This window comes from Desertibaculum subflavum (assembly GCA_003576705.1).
Classification (GTDB): Bacteria; Pseudomonadota; Alphaproteobacteria; order Ferrovibrionales; family Ferrovibrionaceae; genus Desertibaculum; species Desertibaculum subflavum.
In genome coordinates, this window is record QOZS01000019.1 from 20,500 (window position 1) to 32,845 (window position 12,346).

The 12,346-nt window shown below is 68.8% G+C and carries 11 protein-coding genes; 7 read left to right on the plus strand and 4 right to left on the minus strand.

The window, feature by feature from the left end:
- Positions 1–26 precede the first annotated feature (26 nt).
- Entirely contained in the window at positions 27–1,232 is a 1,206-nt protein-coding gene (locus DT074_RS11950) for an acyl-CoA dehydrogenase (RefSeq protein ID WP_119420084.1), read from the minus strand.
- 229 nt (positions 1,233–1,461) lie between these two features.
- On the opposite strand from DT074_RS11950, the gene DT074_RS11955 reads away from it, so the two are divergent.
- From DT074_RS11955 to DT074_RS11970, 4 genes are all read left to right on the plus strand, one after another.
- The gene (locus DT074_RS11955) at positions 1,462–2,055 is read left to right on the plus strand and encodes a cold-shock protein (protein WP_368744625.1); all 594 of its coding nucleotides are present in this window, start codon (positions 1,462–1,464) and stop codon (positions 2,053–2,055) included.
- A 77-nt stretch (positions 2,056–2,132) separates the two neighbouring features.
- On the plus strand, positions 2,133–3,026 hold the full coding sequence (locus tag DT074_RS11960; RefSeq protein WP_119420086.1) for a DMT family transporter: 894 nt from the start codon (positions 2,133–2,135) through the stop codon (positions 3,024–3,026).
- 29 nt (positions 3,027–3,055) lie between these two features.
- Positions 3,056–4,639, plus strand: coding sequence for an AMP-binding protein (locus DT074_RS11965; protein ID WP_119420087.1), 1,584 nt, complete (start codon positions 3,056–3,058; stop codon positions 4,637–4,639).
- A 79-nt stretch (positions 4,640–4,718) separates the two neighbouring features.
- Entirely contained in the window at positions 4,719–8,024 is a 3,306-nt protein-coding gene (locus tag DT074_RS11970) for a transglutaminase family protein (RefSeq protein WP_119420088.1), read from the plus strand.
- Position 8,025: 1 nt separating this feature from the next.
- On the opposite strand, the gene DT074_RS11975 is transcribed toward DT074_RS11970, so the two are convergent.
- From DT074_RS11975 to DT074_RS11985, 3 genes are all read right to left on the minus strand, one after another.
- Positions 8,026–8,562 carry a GNAT family N-acetyltransferase gene (locus DT074_RS11975; RefSeq protein WP_119420089.1) on the minus strand — a complete coding sequence of 179 codons (537 nt, stop codon included), beginning with the start codon at positions 8,560–8,562 and terminating at the stop codon, positions 8,026–8,028.
- Positions 8,559–9,140, minus strand: a complete 582-nt coding sequence (locus DT074_RS11980; protein ID WP_119420090.1) for a helix-turn-helix domain-containing protein — start codon at positions 9,138–9,140, stop codon at positions 8,559–8,561. Before DT074_RS11980 ends, DT074_RS11975 begins: the two co-directional genes overlap by 4 nt.
- Positions 9,141–9,208: 68 nt before the next feature.
- Entirely contained in the window at positions 9,209–10,108 is a 900-nt protein-coding gene (locus DT074_RS11985; RefSeq protein WP_162914844.1) for a LysR family transcriptional regulator, read from the minus strand.
- Between the two features lie 151 nt (positions 10,109–10,259).
- Between DT074_RS11985 and DT074_RS28510 the strand changes: the two genes are divergently transcribed.
- The 3 genes from DT074_RS28510 to DT074_RS12000 are packed head-to-tail and all read left to right on the plus strand — an operon-like array spanning position 10,260 to position 12,335.
- Positions 10,260–10,919, plus strand: coding sequence for a PEP-CTERM sorting domain-containing protein (locus DT074_RS28510; RefSeq protein ID WP_368744626.1), 660 nt, complete (start codon positions 10,260–10,262; stop codon positions 10,917–10,919).
- A 56-nt stretch (positions 10,920–10,975) separates the two neighbouring features.
- Positions 10,976–11,686, plus strand: coding sequence for a PEP-CTERM sorting domain-containing protein (locus tag DT074_RS11995; protein WP_119420092.1), 711 nt, complete (start codon positions 10,976–10,978; stop codon positions 11,684–11,686).
- Positions 11,687–11,726: 40 nt separating this feature from the next.
- Positions 11,727–12,335, plus strand: a complete 609-nt coding sequence (locus tag DT074_RS12000) for a PEP-CTERM sorting domain-containing protein (RefSeq protein ID WP_162914845.1) — start codon at positions 11,727–11,729, stop codon at positions 12,333–12,335.
- Positions 12,336–12,346: the final 11 nt, after the last annotated feature.

Sequence of the window (12,346 nt, forward strand, 5' to 3'; positions counted from 1 at the left end):
TGTTCCCCCTTTTTCCGGGGCCCTTCCTAGAAGAACGCCTGGATGCCGGTCTGGGCGCGGCCGAGGATCAAGGCATGCACATCGTGCGTGCCTTCGTAGGTGTTCACCGTCTCGAGGTTGATGGCGTGGCGCAGCACGTGGAATTCCTCGTGGATGCCGTTGCCGCCGTGCATGTCGCGCGCCATGCGGGCGATGTCGAGCGCCTTGCCGCAGGAATTGCGCTTGATTAGCGAGATCATCTCCGGCGCCGCCTGCCCCTCGTCCTTCAGCCGGCCGACGCGCAGGCAGGACTGCAGGCCGATGGCGATCTCGGTCTGCATGTTGGCGAGCTTGAGCTGGATGATCTGGTTCGCCGCCAGCGGCCGGCCGAACTGCTTGCGGTCCATGGTGTAGCGGTGCGCCGCCTTCCAGCAGCTTTCGGCCGCGCCGAGCGCGCCCCAGGCGATACCGTAGCGCGCGTTGTTCAGGCAGCCGAACGGGCCCGACAGCCCCTTGACGTTCGGCAGCAGGTGATCCTCGGAGACGAAGACGTCGTCCATCACGATCTCGCCGGTGATCGAGGCGCGAAGCGAGAGCTTGCCGGCGATCTTCGGCGCCGAGAGGCCCTTCATGCCCTTTTCCAGCACGAAGCCGCGGATCACGTCGTCATCGGTCTTGGCCCAGACGACGAAGACATCGGCGATCGGCGAATTGGAGATCCACATCTTCGAGCCGGTGAGGCGGAAGCCGCCCGGCGCCTTGCGGGCGCGGGTCTTCATGCCGCCGGGATCGGAGCCGTGATCGGGCTCGGTCAGGCCGAAGCAGCCGATCCATTCGCCGGTGGCGAGCTTGGGCAGATATTTCTGCCGCTGCGCCTCCGTGCCGTAGGCGTGGATCGGATGCATCACCAGGCTCGACTGCACGCTCATCATCGAGCGATAGCCGGAATCGACGCCCTCCACCTCGCGCGCGATCAGGCCATAGGCGACATAGGAGACGCCGGGACAGCCATAGCCCTCGATGGTGGGACCGAGCAGGCCGAGCTCGCCCATCTCGCGGAAGATCGCGGGATCGGTCTTCTCCTCGCGGAAAGCCTCGATCACCCGCGGCAGAAGCTTCCCTTGCGCATACTGGCGCGCGGTGTCGCGCACCATCCGCTCGTCATCGGTCAGCTGGCTGTCCAGATCGAACGGATCCTCCCAGCGGAACGCGGGCTTGGCCGATTTCGACTTGGTATCGGGCGCCGCACTCATGGCGATGTCTTTCCTTCCTTGCGGTGGCCTTGGGAATTGAATCGAGGGGCCAACTTAGGACCTGGAACGCAGTATGCCAGCCCGGAATCGACAACCCGGTTCTGTCCCTCGATTTCCTCTATTGGCGAACGACGCAAGAGTGTAGACTGGTTAACGACAATTTGCTGAGGGCGGCGCAGTTCCAATGTTCAAACCTCCGTTCGCGCGTGCCGGAGACGGCGCGCCGGTAGTGGTTGATGCCACCGTCAAATGGTTCAATCCGACGAAGGGATTCGGATTCGTCACGGTAGCCGACGGATCGGAGGACATCTTCGTGCATGCCTCGGCGCTGCAGGCCTATGGCGCCGCGACATTGAACGAAGGCGCGACCGTGCACTGCGAGGTGGTGCAGGGCCAGAAGGGCCGCCAGGTCAGCCGCATCATGAAGGTCGACGACAGCACCGCGACGCCGCCCTCGGCTCGTCCGCAGCGTCCGAGTTTCGGCGATCGCGGCGGCGGCGATCGGTTCGGCGGGGGTGACCGGTTCGGCGGCGGCGACAGGTTCGGCAGCCGGCCGCCGCGGGCGCCGTTCGGGGCGCCGCGCGAACGGGCGCAGCCGGCGCCGCTGGGTCCCCCGGTCGACATGGAAGGCACGGTGAAGTGGTATCGGGCCGAGAAGGGCTTCGGCTTCGTCACCGCATCCGACGGCGGCAAGGACGTGTTCGTGCATCTGAACGTGCTGCGCCGCGCCGGCCTCGCCTCGCTGGAGCCTGACCAGCACGTGGTCATGACGGTGGTCACCACTGAGAAGGGGCGCGAGGCGACATCGATCCGCCTCAGCTGACCCGGCAAGTTTCAGCCGACTGACGGCGGGAGGGATCACCTCTCGCCTTTTTCTTTGCCGCTCGTCCGGGGAGGACGATGGCCGCGACCCTGCCGCTGCTCGCCATGCTGACGGCATGCGTTCTGTGGTCGTCGTCGCTGGTCGGCAACAAGTTCCTGCTCGGCCACCTTGCCATCGCCGAGGCGGGGCTCGCCCGGCTTGCCGTCGCCGCGGCTACCGCCTGGCTGGTGGTGACGCTGACCGGGCGGCTCGCGCGGCTGCGCGAGATCGGCTGGCGCCAGGTCGCCATGGGCCTGCTGGAGCCCGGCATGGTCACCGTGCTGTTCCTGTGGGGCCAGTCGCGCACCACGGCGGTGAACGCCGCATCCTTCTGGGCATTGATGCCGATCGTCATGCCGATCCTCGGCCGGCTGGTGCTGGGCGAGGCTCTGCGCCCCGTGCATCTTGCCGCCGCCGCGATCGCCGTCGGCGGCATTGCGCTGCTGCTCGACGGCCAGAGCCGGCACGGCGCCGGCGACCTGCTCGGCGACATGTTCTGCATCGCCGGCGTGCTCTGCGGCGCCGCGAACCAGCTGGTCGGCCGCCGCGTGGCGCAGCGCGGCGGCGATCCGCTCGCCACCTCGGCCGTGCAGATCACCACCGCCGCGCTGCTGATGGGCGCGGTGCTGTTCCTGATCGAGCGACCCTCCTTGCGGATCGGCAAAGCGCCGGGCGAGGTCTTCATTGTGTTGCTCGTCCTCGGCTCCGTGACCAGCCTCGGGCCGCTCTTCCTCTACAACTACGCGCTGCGGCATCTCGCGGTGGCGCGGATCAGCCTGTTTCCGCCCCTGGTCGGCCCGATCGGCGCCTCGCTCGCGGCTTTGTTCATCGGCGAGGCGGTCGGCTGGCGCGACGCCGCGGCCATCGCGGTGATCCTGACCGGCGTGTTCCTGCCGAACTTGCTGCACCTGGCGCGGCGCGCGCTAAGCTGACGCGAGTTCGCTTGAGGGAAGGAAACAGCATGAAGGGTCTCCGCCATCCGGAGGTGCATCCGTTCGCCGGGTTCGACGTGCCGCGCCTGGTCGAGATGCGGGCCAGGACGCGCGCCGATCATCCCTTCGTCATCTGGGCGCCGTTCGAGGGCGAGCCCGAGACCTGGACCTATGCCGGCTTTCGCGACCGCGTGCGCCGGGTCGCCGCCGGATTGCACAAGCGCGGCGTGAAGACGGGCGACAAGGTGCTGGTGCATCTCGACAACTGTCCCGAGACGATCCTCGCCTGGTATGCCTGCGCCGAGCTCGGCGCCGTCGCCGTCACCACCAATGCCCGGTCGGCCGCCGACGAGCTCGCCTATTTCGCCGAGCATTCCGGCGCCGTCGGCGCCATCACCCAGCCGAAATTCGCCGAGCTGGTGAACGCGGCGCATAAGGGCGCGCGCTTCCTGGTGGTCACGGGCCACGACAACGGCACGCCGGCCGCCAATGCGCCGAAGGTCGATGGCTTCGCCGGCCTCGACGGCGATCCGGCCTCCCTGCCCGGCTTGCCGGTCGATCCGTGGCGCCCGGTCGGCATCCAGTACACCTCCGGCACCACGTCGCGGCCGAAGGGCGTGGTCTGGACCAATGCCAATGCGCTGTGGGGCGCCAAGGTCAACGCCATCCACCAGGACCTGAAGCCCTCCGACACGCATCTCTGCTTCCTGCCGCTGTTCCACACCAACGCCCAGGCCTATTCGGTGCTGTCGACCTTGTGGATGGGCGGCACCTGCGTGGTGCAGCCACGCTTCTCGGCCAGCCGTTTCTGGGACACCGCGCTGAAGTACAAATGCACCTGGCTGTCGCTGATTCCCTTCTGCGTGCGCGCGCTGATGGATTACGAGCTGCCGAAGCAGCACCATTTCCGGCTGTGGGGCAGCGCCATCTGCGAGCCGCCGACGGATGCGCATTTCGGCGTCAAGACGATCGGCTGGTGGGGCATGACCGAGACGATGACGCACGGCATCATCGGCGAGGCGCACCAGCCCAACCGCCCACTGGCGATCGGCAAGCCGGCGGACGAATACGGCATCGCCATCACCCGCGACGACGGCAGCCTGGTCGAGGCGGGCGAGACCGGCAACCTGCTGGTCAAGGGCGTGCCGGGCCTTTCGCTCTTCCTGGAATACCTGAACAACCCCGGGGCCACCGCCGACAGCTTCGACGAACAGGGCTGGTTCAAGACCGGCGACACGGTGACCTTGCACGAGGACGGCTTCATCTCCTTCGCCGACCGCTCGAAGGACATGCTGAAGGTCGGCGGCGAGAACGTGGCGGCCTCGGAGATCGAGCGCGTCATCATGCTGGTTCCCGGCGTGCGCGAGGTGGCGGTGGTCGCCCGCAAGCACCCGATGCTGGACGAGGTGCCGGTCGCCTTCGTCCGGCCCGATGCCGGCGCGGCGAAGAGCCTGGCCGAGGATGTGGCCGCGGCCTGCGCAAGGGCGCTCGCCGACTTCAAGCGCCCGCGCGAGGTGCGCCTGGTCGAGGACTTCCCGCGCTCGACCCTGGAGAAGATCGCCAAGAACCAGCTCCGCGCCCAGCTCACGGAGGAAGACCAGCGCGCCCGATAGCCGCCAAGGACGGTGAATGGCCCCCGTCTATGGCCCGATGTTTGCTAGGCTCCAGCCGTACCGGGGGAGAGGCTGACCCGTGGCCATTCACGTCGCCCTGCATCACAAGACCGAGTACCGCTACGACCGGCTGATCGCGCTCGGGCCACAGGTGGTGCGGCTGCGCCCGGCGCCGCACAGCCGCACGCCGGTGCTCGCCTATTCGCTCAAGGTGGAGCCGGCCAGCCATTTCCTGAACTGGCAGCAGGATCCGCAGGGCAACTACCTCGCCCGGCTGGTCTTTCCGGAGAGGACCGACCGGTTTTCGGTGACGGTCGACCTGGTCGCCGACATGGCGGTGATCAACCCGTTCGACTTTTTCCTGGAGCCGGCGGCGGAGAGCTTCCCGTTCGAATACGACCACGTGCTGGACGAGGAACTGGCGCCATTCCGCAAGGCGGCGCCGGCCGGGCCGCTGCTCGCGCGCTGGCTCGCCAGCATCGACCGTTCGCCGCAGAAGACCGTCGATTTCCTGATCGGCCTGAACCGCCGCCTGCAGCAGGAGATCGGCTACGTCATCCGCATGGAACCCGGCGTGCAGACGCCGGAGGAGACGCTGAAGCTCGCCAAAGGCTCGTGCCGCGATACCGGCTGGCTGCTGGTGCAGGCACTGCGTCATCTGGGATTGGCCGCCCGCTTCGTCTCCGGCTACCTAGTCCAGCTGGTCGCCGACCAGAAGCCGCTGGACGGGCCGGAAGGCACCAATGTCGATTTCACCGACCTGCATGCCTGGTGCGAGGTCTACCTGCCCGGCGCCGGCTGGATCGGGCTCGACCCGACCTCGGGCCTGCTGACCGGCGAGGGCCATATCCCGCTCGCCTGCTCGCCGGAGCCCGGCAGCGCCGCGCCGATCACCGGCCTGGTGGAGAAGGCACAGGTCGAATTCGGCTTCGAGATGAAGGTGACGCGCGTCGCCGAGAGCCCGCGCGTCACCAAGCCCTATAGCGACGAGAAATGGGCCGCGCTGCTGGCGCTCGGCAAGAAGGTCGACCGCGACCTGAAGGCGATGGACGTGCGGCTGACCATGGGCGGCGAGCCGACCTTCGTCGCCGCCGACGACCCGGACGGCGCGGAATGGAACACCGACGCGCTGGGCCCGACCAAGCGCCGCCTCGCCGGCCAGCTGCTGCGCCGGCTCGCCGACCGCTTCGCGCCCGGCCACCTGCTGCATTACGGCCAGGGTAAGTGGTATCCGGGCGAGCAGCTGCCGCGCTGGGCGCTGACCTGCCACTGGCGCAAGGACGGCGAGCCGATCTGGCGCGACAGGTCGCTGCTCGCCGCCGACGAGGAGAGCGACCGCCGGCTCGGCTCGGTGGATTCCGGCGCCTTCATCGCCGACCTGGCGCGCCGCCTGCAGGTCGATCCTTCCTGGTGCGTGCCGGGCTATGAGGACATCTGGTACTACCTGTGGAAGGAGCGCCGGCTACCCGCCAATGTCGATCCGCTGAAGAGCGAGCTGGCCGATCCGCTGGAGCGCGAGCGGCTCGCCCGCGTGTTCGAGCAGGGCCTCGACACCGTGGTCGGCCATGCCTTGCCGCTGACCCGCATCGGCCTGAACGGCCAGCGCCACTGGCGGAGCGGGCCGTGGTTCCTGCGCACCGAGACCATGTTCCTGATCCCGGGCGATTCGCCGATGGGCCTGCGCCTGCCGCTCGACTCGCTGCCCTGGACCAACCAGAGCGACTATCCCTATCTCTATCCCGAGGACCCGATGGCGCCGCGCGAGGCGCTGCCGCCGCGCCAGACATTCCAGGCCTCGCCGGCGAAGGCCGCCGCCACGCCGCAGAGCCGCCGCGAGCAGGCGCCGCCGAAGCCCGAGCGCGGCAAGTCGGATGCGAGCGTGATCCGCACCGCGCTCTGCGTCGAGGTGCGCGACGGGCTGATGCATATCTTCATGCCGCCGGCCGAGCAGGCGGAGGATTATCTCGACCTGGTCGCCGCGGTGGAGGATGTCGCCGCCGCGCGGCGGCAGAAGGTGGTCATCGAAGGCTATGCGCCGCCGCACGACCCGCGGCTGCTCAACTTCTCGGTGACGCCCGATCCCGGCGTGATCGAGGTGAACATCCATCCGTCCGAGGACTGGGACGGCCTGGTCGAAAAGACCACGGCGATCTACGAGGAGGCGCGGGCGACCCGCCTCGTCACCGAAAAGTTCATGCTGGACGGCCGCCATGTCGGCACCGGCGGCGGCAACCACATCGTGGTGGGCGGCACCACGCCGGCCGATTCACCGCTGCTCCGCCGGCCCGACCTGCTGAAGAGCCTGCTCGGCTTCTGGCACAATCATCCCTCGCTCTCCTATCTGTTCTCCGGCCTGTTCATCGGACCGACCAGCCAGCACCCGCGCATCGACGAGGGCCGCGACGACGCGACCTACGAGCTGGAAGTGGCGTTCCGCGCCCTCGACAAATGCGAGACCACGCCGCCCTGGCTGGTCGACCGCATCTTCCGCGACGTGCTGGTCGACATGACCGGCAACACGCACCGCACCGAGTTCTGCATCGACAAGCTGTTCGCGCCGGACAGCAGCGCCGGCCGGCGCGGCCTGCTCGAGCTGCGCGCCTTCGAGATGCCGCCGCATGCGCGGATGAGCCTGGCGCAGCAGCTTCTCCTCCGCAGCCTGGTCGCCAGGTTCTGGCGCATCCCTTATGACCGCCCGCTGGCGCGCTACGGCACGAGGCTGCATGACGAGTTCATGCTGCCGCATTTCGTGGCGCAGGATTTCGACGAAGTGCTGGAGGACCTGAACCGCACCGGCTTCGCGCTCGATCCCGAATGGTTCGTCGCGCATCACGAGTTCCGCTTCCCCCAGATCGGCAAGGTCGCCTATCGCGGCGTCGAGATGGAGCTGCGCAGCGCGCTCGAGCCCTGGCATGTGCTGGGCGAGGACGGCGCGCCCGGCGGCGCCGTGCGCTTCGTCGACAGCTCGGTCGAGCGGGTGCAGGTCAAGCTCGACGGGCTGGTTCCGGGCCGGCATGTGCTGACCTGCAACGGCATGGCGGTGCCGCTGCGCGCGACGGGGGTCCAGGGCCAGCATGTCGCCGGCATCAGGTACCGCGCCTGGCAGCCGGTGCGGGCGCTGCACCCGACCTTGACCGCCGACGCGCCGCTGGTCTTCGACCTGCATGACAGCTGGAGCGACCGCTCGCTCGGCGGCTGCACCTATCACGTCGCCCATCCGGGCGGCCGCAATTACGACCGCTTCCCGGTCAACGCCAACGAGGCCGAGGCCCGCCGCCGCGCCCGCTTCTTCGCCTTCGGCCACACGCCAGGCAGCACAAAACCGGTGCCGGCGGCGCCGGCCGGCGAGCACCCGGTGACGCTCGACCTGCGCCACGCGCGGTGATTCAGTCGCCGAGCCGCTTGTAGAACATCGTCGTCTCGGCGAGGCGACCGTCGGGGCGGAAGGCGTGGCCGGGGACGCGGCCGTATTCGGTCCAGCCGGCGCGGCGGTAGAGGTGGTCGCCGGCGCTGCCGGTTTCGGTGTCGAGCAGCAGCAAGTTGCGGCCGGCCGCGCGCGCCGCCTGTTCAGCGGCTTCGAGCAGGCGCTGGCCGAGGCCCTGGCGGCGCAGCGACGAGAGCACCAGCATCTTGCCGATCTCCGCCCGGTGCGGCGCGTTCGGCTGGGGCGCGAAGCTCAGCACCACGGTGCCGACCAACCGCGCGCCGTCGTCGCCGACGAAGAGCTGGCGCTCCCCCGCGGCGATGCCGGGAAGCTGGCCGCGCCAGAACGCGCGCCCCTCGGCCTGGGTGAAGCCGGCCATGAAGTTGACCGAGGCGCCGTTCGCCACGGCGTCGACCAGGATCGCAGCCAGCTCGTCGAGCCGCGCCTCCGCCTCGGCGGCATCGAGGGTGCGGATCGTCACGGTGACTGCATCGGTCATGGCCGCGCGGCTCCGTGGCTGACCACGACGGCGTAGCGGATCGCCCGCCGCGCCGGGTTGCGGAAGACGATGGGCCGGTCGAAGCGCATCATCAGGCAGTCGCCGGCCTCAAGGCGAAGGCGCTCCTCGCCCAGTTCAAGCTCGAGCGTGCCGTCCAGTACCCAGATGTGCTGGTCGGCGCCGGCAAGCCGCTGGTTGTCAAAGGCAACGCTGCCGCCCGCAGGAAACTCGACTTCCACGATGTCGACCAATGAGCCGGTCTGCGCCGGCGACACGGCGCGGCGCAGATAGCCGCTGGCCGGGTCGCGCCAGACCGGCTGGTCCGCGCGGCGCGCGAGCGGGCTCGGCGGCTTCTCGGTCTCGGCGAACAACGCCGAGAGCATGACGCCGAGGCCGCCGCAGATCTTGTTGAGCAGCTGGGCCGTCGGGCTCGATTCGCCCCGCTCGATGCGCGACAGCATGGCGCGGCTGACGTCCGAAAGACGGGCCAGCCCATCGAGGGTTAGCCCGCGCGCCGTCCGCAGGGCATGGATGCGGGCGCCGATCCGCCCGTCGATATCGCTCGCCGTCGCGCTCATATCTGCATCATATATTCCAATATAGTAGAATCAAGCCCGACAGCGATCCGAAGGGCTCGGCCCGGGCGCTACGCCCCGCGGATCGCTCGCATATGCGTGCGCACGACCTCCGCCAGGAAGCGCAGCACGGTCTCGACCGGCGGCGACAGCAGGACGTCCCGGCGATAGACGATCGAGAGGCTCTGGCTGTCCAGGATATCGGGCGTCAGCCGGCGCAAGCCGAGCTCGCGGTCGGCCAGGATGCAGGGCAGGACGGCAAGGCCGACGCCCGCCACCGTCGCCGCGACCATGTCCTCGATCTCGCCGTGCAGCAGCACCCGGCTGGCGCCGGCCCCGTGCTCGGCCAGCCACCGGGCGCCGGGCAGTCGGGCGACGGTGGAGTTGAAGCCGAGCACTTCGTGGCCATCGAGATCGCGCGGGTCGGCCGGCGCCGGATGCCGCGCCAGATAGGCAGGCGCGGCATAGAGCGACCAGCCGATCTCGCCCACCTTCTGGGCCACCAGGGTCTCATCTGCGATCGGGCCGATGCGCAGCGCCAGCTCGGCCTCCCCCTTGGCGAGATCGACCGGCTGGAGGCTGCTCAGGAAATCGAGCGAGGTCTGCGGGTGCTTGCGGCGCAGCTCGGCCAGCAGAAGCGGCAGATGCGGCGTGAAGAAACTCGTGAAGCCGGTCGGCACGGCGATGCGGACCGAGCCGGTCTGGGCCGCCGCGCGGCCCTTCAGCGCCTCGACCGAGCGCTCGACCTGCTCCGCATGGGCGACCAGGCTCTCGCCGAGCGGCGTCAGCCGGACGCCGGTCTCGGCCCGGATCACCAGCGCCGCCCCGACCGCGCGCTCCAGCGCGTCCAGCCGGCGGCCAACGGTCGGGTGCTTGACCCCGAGCAGGCGCGCCGCGCCGGCCAGCGTGCCGGCCCGCGCCACCGCAAGGAAATACCGCAGGTCGTTCCAGTCGAGCGTGTCGAGCCGCATGCAACCCGTTCTAGCCGATCCAGGGCGGCCCTGACCATTTCCGTACAAGGCGGAACGGCTTTGGGGAATGCCGCTCCGGCCCCGTTTCTGGGACAAGCCGGCACCGGACCGCGGCGGTGCCCCGGACCCAGCCTGAGAAAAGGGAACGACCATGGGTTATACGATGAGGAGCATTGCGGCCGCGGTTGGCATTCTGGCTTTGCAGTCGCCCGTGGCCACCGCGGCTGTCGTCTTCGACCAGTCGATCGACCTCACCGTGAGCGCAGTCTCCAGCGACATCAATTTCGGGGGACTGGCGGCTGACGACTTCCAGCTGCAGCCCGGGGCGAGCACGGTCAGCGGCATCCGCTGGTGGGGCGGCTATTCGAACATGCCCACCGGAATCGACAGCTTCACCATCCGCATCTTCGCGGACGACGCCGGGGTGCCCGCCGCCGGTCCGCTGGCCGAATTCGATGTCGGTGAAGCCAGTCGCGTCAGCACCGGGCTCGAGGCCTTTGGGTTCGACGTCTACGCCTACGAAGCCAGCTTCGGGCCCGTGGATCTCATGGCCAATGTGACCTATTGGCTGTCGATCGTGCACGACACGTCCGCGGGCGACATCGAATTCTGGTACTGGTCGTTGGATCATGCGGGGAGTTCGCAATATCTCCCTCTTCCGGATGGCCCGGGCTGGATCGAGCATGACGCGAGATTGGGTTTCCAGCTGACGAACGACGCCGCGGCCGTGCCGGAGCCAGGGACGCTTGCCCTTCTCGGTCTGGGTCTCGCCGGCATCGGTTTCCAGCGCCGCCGCCGACGCGCGATCTGAAGCGCGGAGACGCGGCGATAACGCATCCTTCCCGCCAGCGACCAACGGAATTCGCCATGACTGCTCGAAACGTCCTACTCAGCGCGCTGGTTGCGGGCTGCCTTCTCTCGGGCGCCGCCCAGGCCGCGATCGTCGAATACACCGACCGTGCCGCCTGGCTCGCAGCCATCGGCGGCGCGACCGGCGGCGAGAATTTCAACGGGTTCGTCGCCGATACCAGCTTCGACGGCGGCGCGCTCGCGCTGGCGAGCGGCATGACGATCGGCAGCGTCGCACCGGTGGGAGAGAACTTCATCGATGTGGCCCCGCAATTCGCCGGCGGCGTCTACAGCATCGATGGCAGCCCGCTTGCGGTGCTCCGCACCGGCCATTCCGCCCCCGGCGGAATTCCCTACATCAGCTTCGCCCCCGCGATCATCGCGTTCGGCGCCGATTTTTTTAGTATCAACAACGAACTGGAGAGCGGACTGGAGCAGACCGAGGTCCAGCTGCTCGATGGCGCCACGCTGCTGGCAACGCTCGACGTGCCCGTCGCACCGATTCTGGAACAACGCTTCCTCGGCTTCGTGGCGACTGCCGGAGAGACGATCACCGGTATCCGGTTCCTGTACGTCCAAGACACCGATCTGTTCTCCCTGGATAACATCGAGATCGGCCGCGCCGGCACGCAGCCGCCGCACAGCGACGTGCCCGAGCCGGGGACGCTCGCCTTGCTCGGCCTGGGCCTTGCCGGCATCGGTTTCCAGCTCCGTCGGCGGCGCCGCTGAGCGCGGCCACCCCACAACGAATGACAAAAGGAATCTCGCGATGACGCAGCTTCGCCGATCTGGTCTGGCCCTGCTCGGGCTTGCCGCCACATCTCTCGTGCCGGCCTCGGCACAGGCGGCCGTGATCTTCCAGTACGCCGCCACGTGCGGATTTAACTGCGACCTCATCGGGCTGCCGCTGGGCGGTGCCGTCTCCGGCACCATCGGCTTTGCCGACGCCGCGGTCGCGCCGAACGCCGTGTTGGACACGGCCGACGTGGTCAGCTTCTCGTTCGATTTCGGGACTGTCCATGTCGATCTGGCATCGGCAGCCGGTTTCAACTTCGACGTCATGCTCGACCCCCTGGCGACCAGCGCGACGTCCTTCAATTTGCGGGCGGCCAACAGCCTGTTTCCCGATACGGGGTATGGCTTCCGCATTAATTCTGCTGCGATCTGGCATGCGTCCGAAATATCGACCTGGATCCCCGACTTCGAGGAGGAGGGGGGCGCGTGGGTGCACGCCGGCGGACCGCCGGGCACCCTGACGCGGGTCGACGGGCCGCCGGGCGGCTTGACGGCGGACGGTACGGTGCCCGAACCCGCCGCGCTGGCGCTGCTCGCGCCCGGCCTGCTCGGCCTCGGCCTGCTCGCCCGCCGCCGCCGCTGACGCAAGCGAGC

Coding starts and splice junctions, on each gene's coding strand:
- DT074_RS11950 (WP_119420084.1), bottom strand. CDS start 1,232: ATGAGTGCGGCGCCCGATACCAAGTCGAAATCGGCCAAGCCCGCGTTC.
- DT074_RS11995 (WP_119420092.1), top strand. CDS start 10,976: ATGACTGCTCGAAACGTCCTACTCAGCGCGCTGGTTGCGGGCTGCCTT.
- DT074_RS11980 (WP_119420090.1), bottom strand. CDS start 9,140: ATGAGCGCGACGGCGAGCGATATCGACGGGCGGATCGGCGCCCGCATC.
- DT074_RS12000 (WP_162914845.1), top strand. CDS start 11,727: ATGACGCAGCTTCGCCGATCTGGTCTGGCCCTGCTCGGGCTTGCCGCC.
- DT074_RS11960 (WP_119420086.1), top strand. CDS start 2,133: ATGGCCGCGACCCTGCCGCTGCTCGCCATGCTGACGGCATGCGTTCTG.
- DT074_RS11965 (WP_119420087.1), top strand. CDS start 3,056: ATGAAGGGTCTCCGCCATCCGGAGGTGCATCCGTTCGCCGGGTTCGAC.
- DT074_RS28510 (WP_368744626.1), top strand. CDS start 10,260: ATGGGTTATACGATGAGGAGCATTGCGGCCGCGGTTGGCATTCTGGCT.
- DT074_RS11975 (WP_119420089.1), bottom strand. CDS start 8,562: ATGACCGATGCAGTCACCGTGACGATCCGCACCCTCGATGCCGCCGAG.
- DT074_RS11985 (WP_162914844.1), bottom strand. CDS start 10,108: ATGCGGCTCGACACGCTCGACTGGAACGACCTGCGGTATTTCCTTGCG.